This is a genomic window from Arsenicicoccus sp. oral taxon 190, from assembly GCF_001189535.1.
Classification (GTDB): Bacteria; Actinomycetota; Actinomycetes; order Actinomycetales; family Dermatophilaceae; genus Arsenicicoccus.
This window is the reverse complement of sequence record NZ_CP012070.1, coordinates 1349151-1370947: the sequence shown is the minus strand read 5'-3', so window position 1 is coordinate 1370947 and position 21797 is coordinate 1349151. Positions and strand designations below refer to the sequence as shown.

Genomic DNA, 21797 nt, shown 5'->3' with positions numbered 1-21797 from the left:
ACCACGCCCACCCCACCCCCACGTGACCAAAGTGCTGCCCCACCGCGCCTGGGACGCACCGGGCACCGCCACGTGTGGCAAAGGTGCTGCCCCGCCGCAGCTTGGACCGTGCACGGCAGCGCACGGATCGGTCGACGCCGTTAGGGGGCCTCCACCGGCGCGTAGATGGTGCGGTCATGGCCGTGCTGGGCCGCCCAGCGCTGCTCGCCGTAGGACCAGTGCCACCACTCGAGCGGGTAGGGCGCGAACCCGGCGCCGGTCAGCACCTGCCCGAGCAGACGCCGCAGGTCGCGCGCCACGCGCCGATGGGCCTCGTCGTCGTCGCCCACCGACTCCAGGGCCAGCAGGTGGGCCCCGTCGTCAAAGCTGTCGAAGTCGGTCCCCAGGGCCAGCCCCACCCCGTCATGCGCCAGCGTCAGGTCGACGGCACCGCCGGTCGTGTGCGGCGCCATCCGGGTCTGCGAGGTCGGGTCGGAGACGTAGCCGTCGAGCGCCTCGCCCGTCTGCTCGCGGTAGTGGGCCAGCAGGTCGGCCTGGAAGGCCGGGGTCCGCCACCCGTCCAGCACCAGCAGCGAGAACCCCTCCGGCAGGTCGCGCTGGGCCACCAGCAGCCGGTGCACGACGTCGCGGCGCAGCAGCATCTGCCGCGGCAGCGACGCGATCCCCAGCTCGGCGTAGCAGTGGCGGTGCGGCAGCTCCGGCGGCAGCTCGACCAAGGGTTCGCCGCCCTCTCCCGCCGTCACGGCGTCGACCTCGGCCTCGGTGGCCGCCGGCACCAGCGGGGGCAGCGGCGGGACCAGGTCCAGCAGGGCCGGGTCGGGCTCGGCGAGCCAGCGGGCGGGGGCGGGGCTCATCGAGTCACCTCCGGGTCCCGCGCCTGCAACGTCTGCGCGTAGTCCCCGAGCAGCGCGTCGAGCCCCTCCTCGCGAGGCAGCGGGCGGCTCACGGCATACAGGATCGCGCCGAGGACGAGCCACACCCCGAGGATGAGGTACTCGGCGGGCCAAACCAGCGAGATGCCGGTGCCCGGCCACAGCGCCATGACGATCACGAGCGCGGCGCCGGTCGCCCCGACCGCGGGGATCCACGAGGTCTGCAGCCGCCGGCGCGCCGCGAGGTGCGGATAGCGGCGCGGGAGCGCGTACTTCGCGAGGACGACCATGATCCAGACGGCGCCGAGGTAGATCCCGCCGGTGTCGAGGAACCACACCACCGCGGCCTTGCCGAGCCAGCCGAGGGCCAGCGTCACGATCACGGTGAAGATCAGGGCGTTGCGCGGGGTGCCGCGCTGCTCGTCCAGCCGCGCGAGGCCCGGGGGCAGCAGCCCGGCCCGTGCCATCGCCACGACGATCCGCGAGGTCGCGATGAAGAGCCCGAGGAAGCTTGTCAGCAGGCCGAGGATCGCGATCGCGAAGGCGCCCCACCCGAGCAGCGGGTAGCCCGCGGCCTTGAACGCGTCGATCGTGCCGAGCTTCATCCCGGCGACCTTCTCCCACGGCTGGATCCACGCGCTGGACAGCAGCACGAGGCAGTAGAAGGTGCCGGCGAGCAGGACCGTCCAGATGACGGCGCGGGCGATCCGGCGCGGCGGCAGGTTGGCGTCCTCCGCGAGCACGGCGACCAGCCCGAAGCCGGCCATGTAGGTCATCCCCGGCACGACGAAGCGCAGCGTGTCGGTGAGGGCGTTGTGGTCGGCGGCATACGGCGGCCAGAAGTTGCCGGGTGAGCCAGCGGCGAACCCGACCACCACCAGGGCCAGCCCGATCACCACCATCGCCGCGAACAGCACGACCTGCACCTGCGCGCCGACCTCCACGCCCCACCAGTTGAGGGCGAAGAGCAGCAGCGTCAGCGCCACCCCGGCGATCAGCACGGGCGCCGTGACCGCCTCCCCGTTGATGGAGTAGAGCGGGTGCTCCTCCATCACCGGCATGAACTTGCCGAGCAGCAGCCCGAAGGCCGTGACGTAGAACGCCAGGCTCGACACGTAGGCACCGATCAGCATCCACCCCGTCAGGAAGCTCGCGGGCCGCCCGAGGATCGTGAACGAGTAGACGACCTCCCCACCCGCGCGCGGGAACAGCGTGGTCAGCTCCGCGTAGGCCAGCGCCACGCACGCCGCCAGCAGCGTCCCGAGCGCGAGGCCGAAGATCATGCCGCCCGCGCCGTACTGCTCGAAGAACGCCGAGTTGGTGTAGATCCAGCTCGACCCGATGACCCCCGCCACCCCCAGCGCGATCAGCGGGAGGAACCCGAGGGTCTTCTTGAGCTCGGCCATGAGGGTGCCTCACCTTCGTCGGGGACAGGAGCCGTATGGCGAGTAGCCGCCACCTCCGTCATACTCCATCGTGGCTGCCGTGGCCACCTCCATCTGCCGGGTCCTGGACACGGGCGCCGGTGGTTCCCCCTAGGCTCGACGGGTCACAGCAGATCGATCGAGGGGGAAGTCTCGTGCGTCGGACGCTCGTCATCACCACCATCGCCGCCACCGCGCTGGGTCTCAGCGCGTGCGGGGGCGCACCCAAGGACCTGTCCCAGGACAAGGCCAAGTCTTCCATGCTCGAGGCCGGCGACCTGCCCGACGGGGGCTGGCAGGCCGGGTCCGTGGACGAGACGAAGCCGACGAAGGACGACAAGTCGGCGGACCAGATGCTCAACAACGCCAAGGACGTCCCCGCGGGCTGCAAGGAGGCCATGAACTCCCTGGCGTCCATGTCGGCGGACAGCCCGTCGTCCTACGCCAAGCGCAGCTACACCAAGGGCAGCGGCAAGGACAAGACCGAGGTCGAGGTGGTCGTGGAGACCCTCGGCAAGGCCAAGGACGTGCCGCCGCAGCTCACCAAGGTCGCGGAGACCTGCAAGACGCTCAAGATGGGCACCGGCGCCGCCACCGTCGACCTGAAGATGAGCTCGCCCAAGCTCGACACCAAGGACGCCAAGGGCCTGCAGATGTCGGCGGAGGCGATGGGCCAGAAGATGGCCGTCTCGATGGCTGCCGCCAACCGCGGCAACAACCTCGTGGTCGTCCAGACCCAGGGCACGGACGCCGACAAGGCCAACAAGCTCGTGGACACGCTCCTCGGCAAGCAGGCGGAGAAGGTGGAGAAGGCCGCGGGCTGAGGGCGCTGGCTGAGCCCGTCGGCCGGCCCGCCCCGCCCATGACGAAGCCCCCCACCGCGACGAACAGCGGTGGGGGGCTTGGTCATCCGGGTCAGCGCTGGGGGCCGAGCCCCGTCAGCTTGCCCGAGATGCCGCCGGCCGCACGCAGCGCAGCACCCTCCTCGAAGGAGGCGGTCGGCATACGACGGTTGGCGGTCTTGGCCTCCTCGACCATGGCGAGGAGCAGCTTGCCCGGGTCCTCGTCGGGCCACAGGTAGAGCGCCATCGCGCCGGGGATCGAGTTGACCTCGTTGACGTAGATGTCGGTGCCGTCGGTGAGGAAGTCGAGCCGGTTGATGCCGGTCAGGCCGGTGAGCTGCTGGACCTGGCGGGCCAGCTCGCGGGCCTGCGCCTCGAGCGCGGGGTCGATCTGCGCGGGCAGCTCGCGCGGCGCGGAGGTCATGCCGTCGGCGCCGCCGCCCATGTACTTGCCGGCGTAGTCGTAGATCGCGCCGCCCTCCTTGCGCAGGGGCTTCTCGATCAGCGAGGTCTTGAACTGCGGGGCGGTCGTGAAGGAGATGTTGAGGTCCCACAGGTCGTCGCGGTAGGGCTCGACGACCGCTCCGGCGCGCATGTGGAGGCTGGACTTGAGCAGCGCGAGCGCCGTGTCGTAGTCGTCGACGACCTCGATCCCGATCGACGAGCCGCCGAAGCGGGGCTTGACGATGTAGGGACCGTCGAAGCTGGGCCGGAAGTCCGGGGACACGATCTCGCGGCGCAGCGTGGGCACCCCCGCGTCGGCCATCAGCGCGCCGAAGGCCAGCTTGTCCATGCCGAGCGCCGCGGCGGCCGGGGACGAGCCGGTGGCCGGGACGCCCAGCAGCTCGAAGAGCGCCTGTGTGCCCCCCGACTCGCCCGCCCCGCCGTGCAGGGCCAGCAGGACCGAGCCCAGGTCCAGTGTCTTGGTGCCGCGGAAGCCGGCCTTCATCTGGAAGCCGTCCTCGGCACCCGCGCCGATCCTGAGCTCGACCTTCTGCGCCTTGGCCGGCGCGCCGTCGAGGTAGTCCCGCGCCTCGGTCTGCGGCGGCACGGCGTGCCAGCGGCCACCGCGGTCCCAGTAGAGGCACTGGACCTGGGCGCCCGCGCGCTGCAGGACGCGCTCGCACTGCAGGCCGGTGAGGATGGAGATGTCGTGCTCGGCAGACGGCCCGCCGAAGACGACGGTCACGGTCTGGGACATGGTCGTGAGACCTTTCTGCAGACGGCAGGGTGGCTACAGGCGATCGTATGCCGCCCGCCCGCCGCCCTGCGTGGTGGCGGTCCCGCGCGGCGCGCCACCCTGTGGCTGCCACCCGACCACAACCACACCCTCGGGGACGTTGTGGTCACCTGCGGGCGCCAGACCGCCCACAACCACAACCCCGGGACACCTTGTGGTCGCCCGGCGCGGCGGGCCAGCCGCCGGTCAGGGGTAGTTGTCGGGCAGGTCGTTCTCGAAGAGGACGACGTCGCCGGCCCTCGTCTCGGGCATGATCGCGGCGGCCGCGGCCTCGCGCGAGGCGTAGGTGCGGACCTCGCCCGGCTGGCCGGAGGCACCGGCGAGGAGGGCCTTCTTGTTGGTGAGCTGCGTGACCGCGAGCACCTGGTTGGGTGCGGCCGTCGCGTCGGCGCCGAAGGCACGGTTGCGCTCGACCTGCTGGTCGCCCAGCTCGACCATGCCGGGGGTGATGGTGAAGATGCGACCACCCTCGCCCACGGCAGCCCGTGCGGAGCGCAGCGCTGACGCGGCGCCGTCGGGGTTGGAGTTGTAGGTGTCGTCGATGACCGCGACCCCGCGCTCGTCGCGCTGCAGCTCGGCGCGGTGGGCCGCCCCGGGCAGGTCGACCATCAGCGGCGCCAGCGTGGCGGGGTCGACGTCGAGCGCGCGGGCGATGCCCACGGCGACGGCCAGGTTGATCGGGTGACCGGCCCCGGGCGCGTCGACCGTCGTGACGGGGGCCCCGTCGACGGTGACCTCCCAGCGGCCCCCGTCGACGGGCGCCACGACCACATCGGCCCGCGTCCCCGGCACGGTCGAGCAGCGAACGACGCGCTTGACCCCGTCGAGGCGGTCGGCCAGCGCGGCGAGCTCCGGCACGTCGACGTTGAGCACGGAGATCGCCGCGTCCTCGGTGATCTCGGACTTGGCGCGGACGATGGTCTCGCGGTTCTTCATCCGCTCGAGGTGGGCCTCGCCGATCGTCGTGATCGCGGCGATCGTCGGGGGGAAGACGCGGCACAGCTCGCGGATCTCGCCGGGCCCGTAGGTGCCCATCTCGGCGACGAACACCTCGGTGCCGGGCACGAGCCGGTCGTTGACGGTCCGCGAGAGCCCCATCAGGTTGTTGAACGACGCGGGTGAGGCCACGGCGGCGTGCGAGCGCGACAGCAGCTGGTTGACGTAGAGCTTGGTCGACGTCTTGCCGTAGGACCCGGTGATCGCGACGACGGTCGGGCGCAGCCGGCGCAGCTTGTCCTGGGCCTCGACGACCCACCGCTGGGCCAGCTTCTTCTCGATCGGGCGCATGATCGCCATCGCGAGGTCGACGGTGGGCACGGCGAGCAGGGCGACCACGGCGGCGGCATACGGCCCGGCGAGCAGACCGGCCGCAGCGGCGAGCACGACCTGCAGCCCCACGGTCACGCCGGTGAGTCGCTTCATCCGGTCGGTCCAGCCGAACTTCGCGCTCCGGCCCCGCACCGGCAGCCCCAGCGGCCACGCGGCGATCGCGGCCAGCCCGAGCAGCGTGACCGGGTGGACCCACAGGCCGCCGGCGATGCAGAGCGCGGCGGCGGCGAGCAGCAGCTGGTTCTCGGGCTTGACCTTGCTCCACAGCCCGGCCATGGCCGTCGCGCGCCCCGGCTCGTAGTGCTCGCGCTGAGCCACCCGCAGCCAGCGCGAGTCCTCGGCGGCGAGTGCGGCCGCGACGGCGGCCCAGGTGACGACGTCGAGGATCACGGCTGGGTCTCCTTGGGGGTGTCGAGCAGGCGGTCCAGGGCGGTGCGCAGGTGCGCGACCAGCTGGTCGTCCAGCAGGTGCGCCGAGCCCGCGACGACGTCCAGGTGGGCGGTAGGGCCGATCAGTCCGGCAGCGGTGCGGGCCATGGCGACCGACGCAGCCGTGTCACCCTCGCCCCACACCATCTCGGTCCGTATGCCGCCCGCCCGCGCCGCCTCGAGCTCGCGGGTGTAGTCCTCGTTGACGGCCTTGACCAGGACCGTCCGCAGGACGCCCTGCGCGGCGTTGTAGTCGGCCGAGCCGTACTTCTTGCGGTACTTGTCGACGACGGACTCCGGCACGATGCCGCGGCGGTGCAGCGCCTTGGCGAGGCGCAGGTCGAGCGGACCACCCCGGCGGGCGGGGGCGTCGGCGGGCGCCGGGCGCAGCAGCGGGACGCCGGTGAGCAGCAGACCCTGGACGGCCTCGGGCCGCAGCCGCGCGAGGTGCACGGCCACGCGTCCGCCGAAGCTGTGGCCCGCCAGAACCACCGGGGCGTCGGCGTCGAGGAGGGGCAGCAGGTGCTCGGCATACTGCTCGGTCGACCAACCCTGCGCGGGGGGAGGGGTGGCGCCGAATCCCGGCAGGTCCAGCGCGACGGCGTCGTAGCCGCGCAGGACCGGCGCCCAGTCGTGGCGGTTGCGCGCCCAGCCGTGCATCGCGAGGACGCGGGGGCGACCTGAGCCGTGCTTCTCGGCCATCACCTGGCCGTCGAGGAGGGTTGTCAGCACCGCGACAGTCTATGGGCCTGGCCCCCGGCCTCCGGGAAGGCACGGCCAGCGCTTTCGTCACGCCCCGTTACCGCGGGGTATCCCTGCGTACCATGGGCCGCATGAGCGGAGACGCCACGAGGGCCAGGACCGACGCGTGCGGCGTCGCCGGCCGTGTGGCGGGGAGCGAGGACGGCGACCCGGCACTGGAGCGGGCCTGGGACCTGCGCCAGGACCACCCCACGGAGTTCGCGCGGGCGGTGGGGGCGCTCCCACGCTCCCCGGCCGCCACCCTGCTGCGCGGCCGGCTGGCGCAGGCGCGCCTCGCCTGGGACGACGCGCTGCGCCTGTCCATGGAGGCCGAGCGCGACATCCCCGACGGCACCCGGTGGCACGCCCGCGCCCTGGAGATCATCGGCCACATCCTGGTGGTGCTGCAGCAGGACGATGCGGCGGTCTCCTACCTCGCCGCGGCGTCGGACGCCTACGACCTCGCCGGCTGCCAGATCGGTCGCGCCTCCTCGCTGCAGAACCGCGCGATCCTCGGCTTCCGCACCGACCGCGAGGCGCTCCCGATGCTGCTCGAGGCCCTGGAGCTGGCCGAGACCGCCGGCGACGACGGTCTGACCGGCACCATCCTGCTCAACATCGTCGAGGCCGGGGAGCGCCTCGGCATGCCCGAGCCTGCCCGGCAGGCCTACCTCGACCGGGCGCTGCGGCTGCTGCGGGGCAGCTGGCGCGACGGCTACGTCAAGGCACGGTGCTTCCAGGCCGACAGCCTGCTCGCGCGGGGGGACACCGAGGGTGCCGCCCGGATGCTGCGCGACATCCCCGACCCCAGCACCATCGCCACGCTCGAGGCGCGGTGCGCGACCGCCTGCACCCTCGCCGAGCTGGCGCTGCGCCAGGGCGACCCCGAGCGGGGCATCCAGCTGACGCGGGCCTGCCTCGGCGAGCAGCTGCCCGCCTTCGACGAGCAGATGGTCCGGCGCACCCTGTCCCGCTGCCTCGAGGCCGTCGGAGACCTGCGCGGCGCCCTGACCGAGGCCCGGCTCTCCGCGGACCTGCACGCCCGCCAGCTCGGGGAGAACGCCTCCGCGAAGGCCCGCGCCCTCGACGTCTGGCACCGCACCGCCCAGCTGCGCCGCGACCGGCAGCGGCAGGCGGCGCGCGCCGACCGCCTCGAGCAGGCGCTGGCCGAGCTCCGCGCGGCGCACGAGCGGATCCGTGAGCTCAGCATCCGCGACACCCTGACCGGACTGCACAACCGGCAGCACCTCCTGGAGGTCGCCGACGGGGCGCTCGCCGACGCCGGGCCGCAGCGGCCGGGGCAGGTGGCGATGATCGACGTCGACGGGTTCAAGAAGGTCAACGACACCCACGGGCACCCCGCGGGCGACTCGGTGCTGCGTGCCTTCGGGCAGCTCCTGCGGTCGCACCTGCCGGCCGACGACCTCGTGGCGCGGTACGGCGGCGAGGAGTTCGTCGTCATACGACCACCGCGCCCTGCGCCGACCGACCCCCGCGACGAGGCGGACGCGGCCGGCCTGGTGCGGGACCTGGACGGCTTCCGCGCGGTGGCGGCCGGCACGCAGTGGCGCGACCACCAGGGGGAGCCGCTCGCGCCCGTGACGGTGAGCGTCGGCGTCGCGCTGATCACGTCGCCGTCCCTGGAGCCCGCCCTGCTGCACGCCGACCAGACCATGTATGCCGCCAAGCGCGCCGGCGGGGACCGCGTCTGGACGGCAGACGGCTGCCCTCAGCCGGCGGTGTCACCCCGCCGCTGACCCGCGTGACGGCGCAGCTCGGCCTTGGCCAGGGCGTTCTTGTGCACCTCGTCCGGCCCGTCGGCCCAGCGCAGGGTCCGGATCCCCGCGAACATCCGGGCGAGCGGGGTGTCGGAGCTGACGCCGCCACCGCCGTGCACCTGCATCGCCTTGTCGAGGATCCACTCCACGGTGCGGGGGGTGGCGATCTTGATGGCCTGGATCTCGGTGTGCGCGCCCTTGTTGCCGACGGTGTCCATGAGCCAGGCGGTCTTGAGGGTGAGCAGGCGCAGCTGCTCGATCCGCACCCGGGACTCGGCGATCCAGTCGCGGATCACGCCCTGCTCGGCCAGCGGCCGGCCGAAGGCCACGCGCTCCGACGCCCGCTCGCACATGAGCTCCACCGCCCGCTCCGCGAGGCCGATCGAGCGCATGCAGTGGTGGATGCGGCCCGGTCCGAGGCGGGCCTGGGCGATCGCGAAGCCCGTGCCCTCGCTCCCGATCACGTTGCTCGCCGGCACGCGCACCCCGTCGAAGACCAGCTCGCCGTGCCCGCCGTGGTCGTGGTCGTCGTAGCCGAACACCGTGAGCCCGCGCTGCACGGTCAGGCCGGGGGTGTCGCGCGGGACGAGCACCATCGACTGCTGGCGGTGCCGCTCGGCGCCCGGGTCGGTCTTGCCCATGACGATGAAGATCTGGCAGTCGGGATTCATCGCCCCGGTGGTCCACCACTTGCGGCCGTCGATGACGATCTCGTCACCCTCCCGGCGCATCGTCATCTCGATGTTGGTGGCGTCCGAGGAGGCGACGGCGGGCTCGGTCATCGCGAAGCCCGACCGGATCTCGCCCGCGAGCAGCGGCCTCAACCACCGGTCCTGCTGCTCCGGCGAGCCGAACTGCGCCAGCACCTCCATGTTGCCGGTGTCGGGGGCCGCGCAGTTCATGGCCGGCGGCGCCAGCTCGATCGCGCGACCGCTGAGCTCGGCGAGGTGGGCGTACTGCAGGTTGGTCAGGCCCGCGCCGTGCTCACCGGGGAGGAAGAGGTTCCACAGGCCGCGCGACCGCGCCTCCGCCTGCAGCCGCTGGAGCGTCGGGGAGGCGGTCCAGTGCCAGCCCAGCTCGCCGCACTCGCGGGCGAAGTCGGCCTCGGCCGGGTGGATCTCCTCGTCGAGGAAGGCCCGCGTCCGGTCGATCCAGTCCTGCGTGGCGGCGTCAATCGTGAAGTCCATCAGCTCTCCTCCTTGAGGGCGCGCAGCCCGCCCGCGACGAGCGGCTCGACGTAGCCGCCGATCTCGGCGAAGCCCGCGCCCACGGTCTGTCCCTGGGTGTGGCGGTAGTAGATGCCCTCGAGGATCACGGCGAGCTTGTAGTAGGCGAGGGCGACGTAGAACCCGAGGTCGCGCACGTCGCGGCCGCTGCGCTCGGCGTAGCGGGCCAGCAGCTCGGGCAGCGGCAGGTAGCCGGGTGCCTCGGAGACGTCGGTGATCATGGCGCCACCCGCCCCGAGCCGCGCCAGCTGCTGATAGACGGCGAGCAGCCCCACGTCGGTGAGCGGGTCGCCGAGCGTCGCCATCTCCCAGTCCAGCACCGCCCGCACCTCGTCCCTCCCGTCGACCTCGGCGCCGACGGGGGCGACGGGGGCGACGGGGCCGATGAGCAGGTTGTCGAGCCGGTAGTCGCCGTGCACGATCGCCGGCGCCTGGTCGGCGGGCACGCGACGGGTCAGCCCGGCATACAGCTCGTCGGCCCCGGCCAGGTCCCGCGAGCGCGAGCCCTCGAGCTGGGTGCCCCACCGCTTGACCTGCCGGGCGAGGAAGCCCTCCGGTCGGCCGAAGTCGCCCAGCCCGACGGCCTGCGGGTCCACCGCGTGCAGCGTCGCGAGCACGTCGACCATGCGCTCGCTGATCGCCCGGGTGCGCTCGGGACCGAGCTGCGCCAGCTCGGTGGCTCGCCGGTATGGCGTCCCCGCCACGTGCTCCATGACGTAGAAGGCGGCCCCGATCACCGTCTCGTCCTCGCAGCACGCGTGGGTCACCGGCACCGGCACGTCGGTGTCCCGCAGGGCTGTCATGACCCGGTGCTCCCGGGCCATGTCGTGCGCCGTCGCGAGGACGTGCCCGAGCGGGGGCCGCCGCACGACGACGGTGGCCCCCGAGGCGTCGGCGACGACATACGTCAGGTTGGACTTGCCGCCCGCGACGACGCGCGCCGACAGCGCACCCTCGAGCAGGCCCGGCGTCTCGCGCTCGAGATACCCGCGAAGGGCGACCAGGTCCAGCCCGGGCACCTCGGTCTCGAGGCCCGTCGCTGCGGCGTCCATCACGGCACCAGGAGGTAGACGACCTCGGCGACGCAGGCCGGCTTGTCCGCGCCCTCGATCTCGACCGTCATCGCGAGGACCATCTGCAGGCCCGCCTTGCTCGGGCTCGTCTCCTGCAGCTGGATGCCGACGCGCACCCGCGACCCCACGCGCACCGGCGTAAGGAAGCGGATCTTGTTGGCGCCGTAGTTCATCCCCATCGTGATGCCCTGCACCTCGTAGACCTCGGGCAGCAGCCCGGGGATCAGCGAGAGGGTCAGGTAGCCGTGCGCGATCGTCCCGCCGAACGGCGTCTCGCGGGCCGCCCGCTCCGGGTCCACGTGGATCCACTGGTGGTCGCCCGTCGCCTCCGCGAACAGGTCGACCTGCTGCTGGGTCACCTCGTGCCAGTCGCTGTAGCCGAGGTGCTCGCCCGTCGCGGCGACGACCTCGTCGATCCCGTTGAAGACCTTCATCTCCCAGTCCTTTCCGTCGTCCGGTCGCTCAGGCTGTGCCCTCTGCGACTGAGCTCAACCCGCTCCGGGCCTCGCTCGTCCCTCGCTCGTGTCCTCGCGGGGTCGCTCAGTCGCGCGGCCCACCGGCCACGTAGATGACCTGACCACTCACGAAGCCCGACTCCTCGGAGCACAGCCACGACGCCGTCGCAGCAATGTCCTCGGGCTGCCCGACGCGGGCCACGGGGATCTCCTTGGCCGCCCCCTCGAGGAACTGCTCGAAGGTGATGCCCATGCGCGCCGCCGTCGCCTTGGTCATGTCGGTGGCGATGAAGCCGGGGGCGATCGCGTTGGCGGTCACGCCGAACTTGCCCAGCTCGAGCGCCAGGGTCTTGGTGAAGCCCTGCATGCCGGCCTTGGCGGCGGCGTAGTTGGCCTGGCCGCGATTGCCGAGAGCCGAGGTGGAGGACAGGTTGACGATGCGGCCGTACTTCGCCTCGGTCATGTAGCGCTGCGCCGCCCGCGTCATCAGGAAGGCACCGCGCAGGTGGACGCCCATCACGGCGTCCCAGTCGTCGACGCTCATCTTGAAGAGCATGTTGTCGCGGATGATCCCCGCGTTGTTGACCAGCACGGTGGGGGCGCCGAGCTCGCCGGCGACGCGCTCCACGGCGGCGGCGACGGCCGCCTCGTCGGACACGTCGACCGCCACGGCGAGCGCGCGCCCGCCGGCCCCGGTGATCTCGTCGACGACGCTCTGGCAGGAGGCCTCGTCGAGGTCCAGCACGGCGACGGCCATCCCGTCCTGGGCGAGGCGGCGGGCGACCGCGGCGCCGATGCCGCGGGCGGCACCGGTCACGATGGCGGTGCGCTGGGTCTGGTCGGTCATGTCTTCTCCTCCGGGAGGCTGTGGGTGGTCGGGTCGTATGTCGGGCCGTGCGGGTGCGGCGCTCGCGGGGCCGGGGCCACCGCGATCACCGCCAGTCTCAGGGGGTCAGCACGACCCGTCCAGTGGTGTCGCCGGCGCCCAGCCGGGTGAGCGCGTCGGGCAGCTCCTCCAGCGGGACGCGCTCGCTGACCAGGGGCGCGATGGCGCCGGTGGCGAGCAGCCGGGCGAGCTCCTGATGGCAGGCGAGCAGCGAGCGGGGGTCCTTGGTGGCGTAGAGCCCCCAGTGCAGCCCGAGGATCGCGTAGTTCTTGACCAGGGCGTGGTTGAGGGCGGGCGCGGGGATGTCGCCGGACGCGAACCCGACCACGACGATGCGCCCCTCGAAGGCGATGCACTTGGTGGACTGCTGGTAGGCCGCGCCGCCCACGGGGTCGTAGACGACGTCCGCGCCGTGCCCCTCGGTGATCTCCTTGACCCGGGCGGCGACGTCCTCGCTGCGGCGGTCGATGACGGCGTCGCAGCCGAGCCGACGCGCCACCTCGACCTTGTCGGTCCCACCGACGACGCCGATGACCCTGGCGCCCGCGGCCTTGCCGAGCTGCACGGCGGCGCTGCCGACCCCACCGGCGGCGGCGTGGACGAGCAGCCACTCGCCCTCCTGCAGGTGGGCGCGGCGGTGCAGGCCGAACCACCCGGTCTGGTAGGCGATGGTCAGCGACGCGGCCGCCTCGTCAGCGATGCCGTCGGGGACGGGCATGGTGGCGGCGGCGTCGACCAGCGCCTCCTCGGCGAAACCGCCGTGCGGGACGGCCGCCATGCCGGCGACGCGCTGCCCCGGCTGCACGTGCTGCACGCCGGCCCCGACGGCGATCACGTCGCCGCAGATCTCCACGCCGGGCACGAACGGCAGCGGTGGCCTGACCTGGTAGAGGCCCTTGATCATGAGCACGTCGGGGAAGTTGGCGGCGGTGGCGCGGACCCGGACGTGCACCTGCCCGGGGCCGGGCTCGGGCGACGGACGCTCGGTCAGCTCCAGCACGTCACGGGGCTCGCCGAGGGTGGCGACGGTCCAGGCCTTCATGCGCACTCCTTCCTTCCCCGCCATTGGTCACCAATGGCGCTTTTGATCGTTCCAGACGCCCCGGATTCGGTCATTGGTGACCAATGGCGCGCTCGGGCGGGGTGGCCGGGGATGGCGGGGAGTCGTAGCGACGCTGGAGGCGCTGCATGCCGCGCAGCCAGGCGTCGGTGTCGGTGGCCCGGGCGACGGCATACTGCCGGACCTGGGGGTGGGGCAGGACCTGGTGGCGACCCTGCTCGATCGCCTCGAGGAGCGCCGCGGCGACCTCGGCCGGGGTGAGCAGGCCGTCCGCGGCGAGCAGGCCCTGCACGGCTCCCGCGTCGCGATAGATGGCGGTGTCCACGCCCTGGGGGCACAGGCAGTGCACGTCGATCCCGCGATGGCCGTATGTCGCCGCCAGCCACTCGGCGAAGGCCACCGCAGCGTGCTTGGTGACGGAGTAGGGGGCCGCACCGATCATCGTGAGCAGCCCGGCCGCGGACGCGGTGACCACGAACCGGCCGCCCCCGCTCTCGAGCCAGGCCGGCACGAGCAGCCGGGCGGCGCGCACGTGCGCCATGACGTTGACGTCGTGCGCGAGCTGCCAGGTCTCGTCGGGTGTCTCGAGGCCGAGCCCGCCCTGGATGCCGGCGTTGCCGACCCAGACGTCGATGCCGCCGAGGTGCGCGGTCGCCAGCTCGAGGACCGCCTCGATGCCGTCGTTGGTCGAGACGTCGGAGGGGACGGCGTACGCGCCGAGGTCGGTGGCGGTGGCGAGCAGCCGCTCGGCGTCGAGGTCGGTGACCACGACCCTCGCACCCGCGGCCACGCAGGCCTCGGCAATGGCGCGGCCGATGCCTCCGGCCGCGCCGGTCACCACGACTCCCTTGTCGCGCAGCGCCTCCATCGCCTCGCTCAGCCCCCGATCGCGGAGCCGTCGATCAGCGTCGCGCCGCCGTCGAGGACGATCGTGTGGCCGGTGGTCCAGGCCGCGTCGTCGGACAGGAGGTAGGCGACCGCGCCGGCGATGTCCTCGGGCTCGCCGAGCCGCTTCATCGCGTAGCCGCGGGACGCCTTGTCCTCGCGCCCCTCGTAGAGCGCCTTGGCGAAGTCGGTCTTGACCACGGCGGGCGCGACCGCGTTGACCCGGATGCCGGGACCGAGCTCGACGGCGAGCTCCTCGGTGAGGTGCAGCAGCGCCGCCTTGCTGGCGCCGTAGAACGCGATCCCCGGCGCGGCACGGAGCCCCGCGACGGACCCCACGTTGACGACGGCACCGCCGTGCTCGCCCATCCACGCGGCGTAGGCCTTCTGCACCCAGGACAGGACCGCCACGACGTTGGTGTCGAGGATCTTGCGGGCGACGTCGAGGTCGATGTGCATGAGCGGGCCGTAGGCCGGGTTGATGCCGGTGTTGTTGACCAGCAGGTCCAGCGAGCCGAACCGCTCGATCGCGGTCCGGATCGCCTCGTCCTGGTGCGCGGGGTCACCCGCGTTGCCCGCGACCGCCACGCACCGCCCCTCCCCGCCCATCGACGCGGCGGCCTCGGCGAGCGCCTCCGGCTTGCGCGCCGTGATCACGACGCGGGCGCCCTCGGCGACGAGCCGCTGCGCGATGGCCAGCCCGATCCCCCGGGACGCCCCCGTGACGATGCCGACCTTGCCATCAAACCTGTTCACTACCTGACTCCTTCGTCATGTGCTGCGTAGCAGGGGGTGGGCGCTGGGCCAAGGCGCGCCCGGGAGAGGAGGAGCGCACGAAGAGTCCGGGTGTACCGGCCGCGGTCGTGGCGGGTCTGGCGGGAGCCGCGAGGGACGAGCGGCGGATGGTAGGCCGCGGCCGGCACACCCAGACGACGCCGCGCAGGCGTCATACGGACAAGCCCTAGAGACCCAGGTCCCGGCCGATGAGCTCCTTCATGATCTCGTTGCTCCCCGCCCAGATCTTGTGGACGCGGGCGTCGCGCCAGGCGCGGGCGACGCGGTACTCGTTCATGTAGCCGTAGCCGCCGTGCAGCTGGACGCACTCGTCGAGGACGGCGCACTGCACCTCGCTGGCCCACCACTTGGCCTTGGCGGCGTCGACGGCGGTGAGCTCGCCGCGGGCGTGGGCGATCACGCACTGGTCGATGAAGGCCTGGGTGACCTCGCACTTGGTGACCATCTCGGCGATCTTGAACTTGTTGTGCTGGAAGGTGCCGATGGGCTGGCCGAAGGCCTTGCGGTCCTTGGTGTACTGGATCGTCTCGGCGAGGATCTGGCGGGCGTTGGCGAGGTTGCCGACGGCGGCACCGAGGCGCTCCTGCGGCAGGTGCTTCATCATCTCGATGAAGCCCATCCCCTCGGGCCCGAGGAGGTGGTCGTTGCTGACGCGTACGTTCTCGAAGAACAGCTCGGAGGTGTCGGACTCCTCCTGGCCGACCTTGTCGAGCTTGTTGCCCTTGGTGAAGCCCTCCATGCCGGCCTCGAGGACGAACAACGAGATGCCCTTGGCGCCCTTGGTGGGGTCGGTGCGGACGGCGACGACGGCGAGGTCGCACTGGTGGCCGTTGGTGATGAAGGTCTTGGAGCCGTTGATGACCCAGTCGTCGCCGTCGCGGACGGCGGTGGACTTCAGCGCTGCCAGGTCGGAGCCGCCGGAGGGCTCGGTCATCCCGATGGCCATGATCTTCTTGCCGGCGGCGACGTCGGGCAGCCACCGCTGCTTCTGCTCCTCGGTTCCGAGGTGCACGAGATAGGGGGCGGTGATGTCGGCGTGGATGCCGAAGCACGAGCCAGCGGCGTTGGTGAACCTGCCGATCTCCTCGGCGAAGACGGCGTTGAAGCGGTAGTCGTCGATGCCGGCGCCGCCATACTCCTCCGGGATGCTGAGGCCGAAGAAGCCCTGGGACCCGGCCTCCTCCCAGATGTCTCGGGCGATGACGTGGTCCCGGATCATCTCCTCCGCCCGGGGCGCGAGGGTCCGGTCCACGAACTCCTTGACGGACTGTCGGAAGGCCTCGTGGTCCTCGTCGTAGATGGTGCGCTGCATCGCGTCTCCTCGGCTGGCGGATCGTGTGGGACGGGTTGACTAAGCGCTTGCTTAGTTCCTGGTCTCGCTAGAGAATCACCCATGACCCAGGCCCGGGTCAAGAGGTGAGAGGGGTGATCCGTATGCCGCCCGGCCCGACCCGTGACGCGCGCCACCGCATCAAGGCCGCGGCGCTGCAGTCCTTCGCCGCCAAGGGCTTCCACGCGACGACGACCCGCGACATCGCCGCGGCCGCCGGGATGAGCCCGGCCGCCGTCTATGTCCACCACGCCAGCAAGGAGTCGCTGCTGCACGCCCTCTCGCTGGAGGGGCACGCCGAGGTGCTGCGGCTGGCGCGGGAGGCGGTGGCGTCGGCGGACTCCCCCACCGAGCAGCTGCGGGCCCTCGTCCACGCCTGGGTGCTGACCCACGCCGAGCTGCACACGGTCTCGCGGATCGTCAACTACGAGCTGGACGCGCTGTCGGAGGAGCACCTGGCGGAGGTCGGGCTGCTGCGGCGCGAGATCACGGAGGTCTTCCGGGGCGTCGTGGAGTCGGGGCTGCGGTCCGGGGAGTTCGAGACGGAGCAGCCCCCGATGACGGTGACCGCGCTGATCTCGCTGGGGGTCGACGTGGCGCGGTGGTGGTCCGACGACGGGTCGTGGACCCCCCAGGAGCTGGCCGACCACTACACGACCCTGGCCCTGCGCCTCGTCCGCCCTGCCGCCGGCCCTCGGTCCAGCCGGCCGTAGCCGGCCGTAGCCGGCCGTGGTCGGCCGTGGTCGGCCGTGGTCGGTTGCAGCCGGCCCTAGCCGGCCGCAGCCACGCGCGAGGCGCCGCCCCGGGCTGGGGGCAGGCGCCTCGGCATACGGCCTGGCGGGGAGGTCAGGCGATGGCGTTGTCGTGCTCGTCGTCCGGGTCGACCGCGTCCTTGACGCTGGGGGCCTCGGCGGTGAGGGGGTCGGCCGCCAGGAAGGCGTTGGCCCACCGCGCCCGCGGGTCCGAGTCGACCAGCACAGCCTTGAGCAGCAGCGTCATCGGCAGCGCCAGGATCGCGCCCATCGGGCCCATGATCGACGCCCAGAAGAGCAGCGACAGGAAGGACAGCGTCGGCGTCACCCCGATCGCGTCGCCGGCGAACTTCGGCTGGATGATCGACTGCACCACGAAGTTGAGCACGCAGTAGGCCACGATCACCCACACCGCCGCCATCGGGCCCTTGGCCAGCAGCGCCATCAGGGCGGGCGGGATCAGGCCGATGACGAAGCCGATGTTGGGGATGTAGTTGGTCAGGAAGCTCAGCACCGCCCACACCGCGGCGAGCGGGACGCCGAGGATGAGCAGCGCGACCCAGTCGAGCACGGCCACGATGGCCCCGAAGACGGACGACACGATCCAGTAGCGACGCACGCCGCCGCCGAAGGCGTCCAGCGCCTCGACGATCCGCGGGTGGTGGCGCCGGCCGATGTCCATCCGGCGGCTCCAGCCGGTGGCGTCCATCATCAGGAAGAACAGCACCGTCAGGATCACGGCCAGCAGCCCGGTGAAGCTCTGCAGCCCGGTCAGCACCGTCGTGACGTAGCCCATGATGCTCTGCGGGTTGATGCCCTTGAGCTGCGCCTCGAGCTTGGCCTCGCTCAGACCGAGCCTGCCCAGCTGCGCCAGGGACTGGTTGTAGAGCTCCTGGAACTTGTCGCTGTACTGCGGCAGCTCGATGACCAGCGACGCCACCGCCCAGCCGAGGGTGAAGAAGAACCCGATGATCACGAGGAAGACCACGAGCCCGGCGACGATGGAGCAGATCCACTCGGGGACGCCCTTGCGGTGCAGCCAGCCCTTGAGCGGGTAGGCGGCGATCATCAGGTTGAGCGCGAAGAAGACCGGCGCGACGAGGTCCTTGGAGCCCTGCAGCGCCTGGACCGCCACCCAGGCCGCGGCCAGGCCGAGCAGGATGACGAGCATGCGCGGCATCGAGCCGGGCTGGGTCCACTCACGCTCTCGGCGGTCGGCGATCCGGGCGCCGTGGGCCAGGCTCGCCTCGTGCGCGACGTCGCGGGCCTCGAGCTTGGTCACCTTGCTCGAGCCCGGTGCGTCCTGCGTGTCCTGGGGCTGTTCGTCCATGCGGGCGCTGACCTCTCGTGGGTGCGGCTGGGGGTGGTCGCGGTCCGGTCCCCCCATGTCCGTCACCTAGGGTGCCTCATCCAGCCCGTATGACGGACCTTCCCCCGCCGCTGTCTCAGCCCGCGTCGCCCCCACCACCGGGGCTGCCCCGGTGGTGCGCCGTGGTCACGACCCGGCCGTACCCGTGGTGCAGGGCGGCGCGCTGCACCACCACGGTGATCACGCCGGCGATGACCATGCCGACGACGTTGATCAGGAGCTGCAGGCTGGACCCAGCGATCTCGGACCGGTCGAGGACCGCGAGCGCCAGCGCCAGGTTGCCGGCGGCGGGCACGGTGGTGACGGAGATGAAGACGCCCACGAGCGTCGTGGACTTCTCGCCGGTGAGGGCCAGGGTGCCGGCGGTCCCCGCCAGCAGGGCCACCACGAAGGACCACAGGTCCGGGCGCCAGATGAACCCGGTGAGCGGCCGCTCCTGCGCCACCGTCTCGGGGGTGACGGCGCCGGTGAGCCGGGCGAGCAGCGCGAGCAGCGCCACCACGGCCACCGCCACGGCGTAGCCCCGCAGCATCAACCACAGACCCCGCCCCGCCAGCCGGCCGTCGCGGAGCCCGATGCCGGCGCAGATGGCCCCGACCGGCCCGAAGTCCGGCCCGACGACCATCGCGCCGACGACGAGGATGGGTGAGTCGGTGATGACCGCCACCGCGGCGAGCGCCGTAGCGAGGCAGAGGAAGACGAAGTAGGTGGTGGACGCCTGCGACTGGTCCCGGGCGTCCTCGCGCACCAGGTCCCAGATCACGCCGTCGTCGGCCGAGCCCTCCGCCTCGTCGTCGATGCGCTGCGCCGCCGCGAAGGGCGACCCCGCGACCTGGGTGACCGACAACCCGCCGCGGTGGGCCAGGCCGGTCTCCTCCAGCTGCTCGATGACGTCGCTGGCCGCCTCCCGGGCGACGTCGGCGCCGACGAGGTCCCCGACGGGGTCCAGGCTGGCCCCCCGCTCCAGGGTGACGTTGGTGACCCGGGGGTCGTCGACGAGCAGGTGGATGACGTCGTCGGTGAGGTCGGTCGGCACGACGAGCCGCAGGTGGACGAGCATTCACCCATGGTGGCCCACCGCGCGCCATACTCCCGACATGCTTGCTGCCGCGTTCTGGGGTTTCGTGGGTGGGGCTGCGCTGCTGGTCGGCGCGGTCATCGCCCTCACCGCCAAGGTCTCCACCCGCCTCATCGGTCTCGTCATGGCCTTCGGCGCGGGCGTGCTCATCAGCGCCGTCGCGTTCGAGCTGACGCTGGAGGCCTACGACTCGGCCGGGGGCACGTCCGTGGTCGTCGGCCTGGTCGCGGGGGCGCTGGTCTACTTCGTCGGCGACTGGTGGGTCGACTCCGGGGGCGGGCACCGCCGCAAGTCCCCCACCGGCGAGCAGCAGGCGGGGGCAGGCGGCATGTCCCTCGTCCTCGGGGCGCTGCTCGACGGGATCCCCGAGTCGGCCGCCATCGGCGTGAGCCTGCTGGGCGGGGGCAAGGTCGGGCTGCCGATGGTGGCCGCCGTCTTCCTGTCCAACGTGCCCGAGTCGCTGTCCGCGACGGCCGGCCTCAAGGCCGCCGGCCGCTCGACGCGCTACATCGTGGGGCTGTGGTCGGCGGTGTGCCTGGTCTCGGCGCTGGCCGCGGCGCTCGGCTACGCCCTGCTCGGCGGGGCGTCGGACTCGGTCGTCGCGACGATCCAGGCCTTCGCCGCCGGGGCCATCATCACGATGCTCGCCGACACGATGGTGCCGGAGGCGACCGAGCACGCCGGCCGCTGGGTCGGGTTGTTCACCATGCTCGGGTTCGCGGCGGCCTTCCTGCTGAGCAAGTCGGCGTAGGGCCGCTCGGGCGGGCCGTCACGCCTGGGAGACACTGGACCCGTGAGCGCGCGCGGGTGGATCGTCTGGGTCGTCGGGGTCGTCGCCTACACCGCGGCCGTGCTGCAGCGCACCTCCCTCGGCGTCGCCGGGATCGACGCCGCGCACCGGTTCCACGCGCCGGCGGGCATCGTGGCGTCCTTCGTCGTGCTCCAGCTGCTCGTGTATGCCGGGCTCCAGGTCCCCGTGGGGCTGGCCCTGGACCGGTTCGGCACCCGCCGGATGGTCACGATCGGCGCCGCCCTGATGGCCGTCGGGCAGATCCTCATGGCCACCGCCCACGACGTCCCGACCGGGATGGCGGCACGGGTCCTCGTCGGAGCCGGTGATGCGATGACCTTCGGCAGCGTCATACGGCTCGTGCCGGCGTGGTTCCCGCCGGGGCAGGTGCCGCTCTTCACCCAGCTGACGGGCCTGCTCGGGCAGGCCGGCCAGGTCCTCGCCGCGGTGCCGCTGTCGGCGCTGCTGCACGGGCCGGGCTGGACCGTGGCGTTCGGGACGGCCGCCGCGGTCTCGGCCGGCTCCTGCGTGCTGGCCGGGCTGCTGCTGCGCAACGCGCCGCCCGGGACGACGGTGGCCCTGCCCGCCGAACGCCCGCCGATCCTGCGGCAGATCAGCGCCGTGCTGCGTCACCCGGGGACCCGCCTCGGGCTGTGGACCCACTGGGTGACGGGGTTTGCGCCGATGGTCTTCGCGATGATGTGGGGCGTCCCCTATCTCGTGCAGGGAGAAGGACTCTCGCCGCAGACCGCGTCGGGGCTGCTGACGCTCTTCGTGGTGCTCGGGCTGGGCGTCGGGCCCGTCCTCGGGCTGCTCACCCAGCGCCATCCGCTGCGCCGGTCCAACCTCGCGCTGACCGTCGCGGCCTGCAACGTGGTCCCGTGGGTCGCCGTGCTTCTGTGGCCGGGGCGCGCACCGATGTGGCTGCTCGTCGTGCTCGTCGTCGGGCTCGCGACGGGTGGCCCGGGGTCGTCGATCGGGTTCGACTTCGCCCGGACCTTCAACCCCTCGCACCGCCTCGGCGCCGCGACCGGCGTCGTGATCATGGGCGCCTTCACCGGGGCGCTGCTCGCGATCCTCGGGATCGGGGTCGTGCTGGACGCGACGTCGGCGGGCGGGCGCTACACGCTGTCGGGGTTCCGGCTGGCGATGGCGGTGCAGCTGCCGGTCTTCGCGGTGGGGCTGGTCGGGCTCTATCGGTCGCGGACGCTGGCCCGGCGCCGGTGGCGCGAGGAGGAGGGCGTCGAGGTGCCCACGTGGAGCGAGGCGCTGACGCGGGAGTTCGGGCCGTGGGCGCAGCGGCTGCGGCGGCGCCGGGCGGGCTGAACCGACCACAACCACACCCTCGGTGACGTTGTGGTCGCCCGGGGGCGGCATACCGACCACAACCACACCCCCAGGACACCTTGTGGTCGCCCTGGGCCGGCATACCGACCACAACCAC

20 protein-coding genes are annotated in these 21797 nt (G+C 72.6%); 5 read left to right on the top strand and 15 right to left on the bottom strand.

Annotated features, from left to right (window positions below; all coding sequences use genetic code 11):
• Nucleotides 1–140 precede the first annotated feature (140 nt).
• Entirely contained in the window at nucleotides 141–854 is a 714-nt protein-coding gene (locus ADJ73_RS06480; RefSeq protein ID WP_050347591.1) for a M15 family metallopeptidase, read from the bottom strand.
• Complete coding sequence (locus ADJ73_RS06475) at nucleotides 851–2278, bottom strand: APC family permease (RefSeq protein WP_050347590.1); 1428 nt, start codon at nucleotides 2276–2278, stop codon at nucleotides 851–853. Before ADJ73_RS06475 ends, ADJ73_RS06480 begins: the two co-directional genes overlap by 4 nt.
• A gap of 173 nt (nucleotides 2279–2451) precedes the next feature.
• On the opposite strand from ADJ73_RS06475, the gene ADJ73_RS06470 reads away from it, so the two are divergent.
• Complete coding sequence (locus tag ADJ73_RS06470; RefSeq protein ID WP_050347589.1) at nucleotides 2452–3120, top strand: hypothetical protein; 669 nt, start codon at nucleotides 2452–2454, stop codon at nucleotides 3118–3120.
• Between the two features lie 91 nt (nucleotides 3121–3211).
• Here the strand turns inward: ADJ73_RS06470 and ADJ73_RS06465 are convergent, their stop codons facing one another.
• From ADJ73_RS06465 to ADJ73_RS06455, 3 genes are all read right to left on the bottom strand, one after another.
• Nucleotides 3212–4339: a D-alanine--D-alanine ligase family protein gene (locus ADJ73_RS06465; RefSeq protein WP_050347588.1), complete on the bottom strand. Its 1128-nt coding sequence runs from the start codon at nucleotides 4337–4339 to the stop codon at nucleotides 3212–3214.
• A 225-nt stretch (nucleotides 4340–4564) separates the two neighbouring features.
• Nucleotides 4565–6097: a Mur ligase family protein gene (locus ADJ73_RS06460; RefSeq protein WP_050347587.1), complete on the bottom strand. Its 1533-nt coding sequence runs from the start codon at nucleotides 6095–6097 to the stop codon at nucleotides 4565–4567.
• Entirely contained in the window at nucleotides 6094–6867 is a 774-nt protein-coding gene (locus ADJ73_RS06455; protein ID WP_156188145.1) for an alpha/beta fold hydrolase, read from the bottom strand. The genes ADJ73_RS06460 and ADJ73_RS06455 overlap by 4 nt, the downstream gene beginning before the upstream one ends.
• 101 nt (nucleotides 6868–6968) lie before the next feature.
• Here ADJ73_RS06455 and ADJ73_RS06450 point away from each other — a divergent pair, with 101 nt between their 5' ends.
• Entirely contained in the window at nucleotides 6969–8633 is a 1665-nt protein-coding gene (locus ADJ73_RS06450) for a tetratricopeptide repeat-containing diguanylate cyclase (protein WP_156188144.1), read from the top strand.
• Here the strand turns inward: ADJ73_RS06450 and ADJ73_RS06445 are convergent.
• The 8 genes from ADJ73_RS06445 to ADJ73_RS06410 form a co-directional block, all read right to left on the bottom strand.
• Nucleotides 8606–9841 carry an acyl-CoA dehydrogenase family protein gene (locus ADJ73_RS06445; RefSeq protein WP_050347584.1) on the bottom strand — a complete coding sequence of 412 codons (1236 nt, stop codon included), beginning with the start codon at nucleotides 9839–9841 and terminating at the stop codon, nucleotides 8606–8608. The two genes, ADJ73_RS06450 and ADJ73_RS06445, sit on opposite strands and share 28 nt — an antisense overlap.
• Nucleotides 9841–10932, bottom strand: coding sequence for a phosphotransferase family protein (locus ADJ73_RS06440; protein WP_050347583.1), 1092 nt, complete (start codon nucleotides 10930–10932; stop codon nucleotides 9841–9843). The genes ADJ73_RS06445 and ADJ73_RS06440 overlap by 1 nt, the downstream gene beginning before the upstream one ends.
• Complete coding sequence (locus tag ADJ73_RS06435; protein ID WP_050347582.1) at nucleotides 10932–11387, bottom strand: MaoC family dehydratase; 456 nt, start codon at nucleotides 11385–11387, stop codon at nucleotides 10932–10934. Before ADJ73_RS06435 ends, ADJ73_RS06440 begins: the two co-directional genes overlap by 1 nt.
• Before the next feature lie 106 nt (nucleotides 11388–11493).
• Nucleotides 11494–12255, bottom strand: coding sequence for a 3-oxoacyl-ACP reductase FabG (gene fabG / locus ADJ73_RS06430; RefSeq protein WP_050347581.1), 762 nt, complete (start codon nucleotides 12253–12255; stop codon nucleotides 11494–11496).
• A 97-nt stretch (nucleotides 12256–12352) separates the two neighbouring features.
• Nucleotides 12353–13336 carry an NADPH:quinone oxidoreductase family protein gene (locus tag ADJ73_RS06425; RefSeq protein WP_050347580.1) on the bottom strand — a complete coding sequence of 328 codons (984 nt, stop codon included), beginning with the start codon at nucleotides 13334–13336 and terminating at the stop codon, nucleotides 12353–12355.
• A gap of 70 nt (nucleotides 13337–13406) precedes the next feature.
• Nucleotides 13407–14222: an SDR family NAD(P)-dependent oxidoreductase gene (locus ADJ73_RS06420; RefSeq protein ID WP_050347579.1), complete on the bottom strand. Its 816-nt coding sequence runs from the start codon at nucleotides 14220–14222 to the stop codon at nucleotides 13407–13409.
• Nucleotides 14223–14230: 8 nt separating this feature from the next.
• Nucleotides 14231–14995, bottom strand: coding sequence for an SDR family oxidoreductase (locus ADJ73_RS06415; protein ID WP_050347578.1), 765 nt, complete (start codon nucleotides 14993–14995; stop codon nucleotides 14231–14233).
• A gap of 205 nt (nucleotides 14996–15200) precedes the next feature.
• Complete coding sequence (locus ADJ73_RS06410; RefSeq protein WP_050347577.1) at nucleotides 15201–16346, bottom strand: acyl-CoA dehydrogenase family protein; 1146 nt, start codon at nucleotides 16344–16346, stop codon at nucleotides 15201–15203.
• A 122-nt stretch (nucleotides 16347–16468) separates the two neighbouring features.
• Here ADJ73_RS06410 and ADJ73_RS06405 point away from each other — a divergent pair, with 122 nt between their 5' ends.
• Nucleotides 16469–17077, top strand: coding sequence for a TetR/AcrR family transcriptional regulator (locus ADJ73_RS06405; RefSeq protein WP_050347576.1), 609 nt, complete (start codon nucleotides 16469–16471; stop codon nucleotides 17075–17077).
• Between the two features lie 133 nt (nucleotides 17078–17210).
• Here the strand turns inward: ADJ73_RS06405 and ADJ73_RS06400 are convergent, their stop codons facing one another.
• Both ADJ73_RS06400 and ADJ73_RS06395 read right to left on the bottom strand, forming a co-directional pair.
• Nucleotides 17211–18446, bottom strand: a complete 1236-nt coding sequence (locus tag ADJ73_RS06400) for an AI-2E family transporter (protein ID WP_253272683.1) — start codon at nucleotides 18444–18446, stop codon at nucleotides 17211–17213.
• 115 nt (nucleotides 18447–18561) lie between these two features.
• Nucleotides 18562–19545, bottom strand: a complete 984-nt coding sequence (locus tag ADJ73_RS06395) for a DUF389 domain-containing protein (RefSeq protein ID WP_082176788.1) — start codon at nucleotides 19543–19545, stop codon at nucleotides 18562–18564.
• Nucleotides 19546–19582: 37 nt separating this feature from the next.
• On the opposite strand from ADJ73_RS06395, the gene ADJ73_RS06390 reads away from it, so the two are divergent.
• Together ADJ73_RS06390 and ADJ73_RS06385 are read left to right on the top strand one after the other, a co-directional pair.
• A complete protein-coding gene (locus ADJ73_RS06390) occupies nucleotides 19583–20314 on the top strand; it encodes a ZIP family metal transporter (protein WP_050347575.1) in 732 nt (243 codons plus the stop codon).
• A gap of 42 nt (nucleotides 20315–20356) precedes the next feature.
• Complete coding sequence (locus ADJ73_RS06385; RefSeq protein WP_082176787.1) at nucleotides 20357–21679, top strand: MFS transporter; 1323 nt, start codon at nucleotides 20357–20359, stop codon at nucleotides 21677–21679.
• Nucleotides 21680–21797 lie beyond the last annotated feature (118 nt).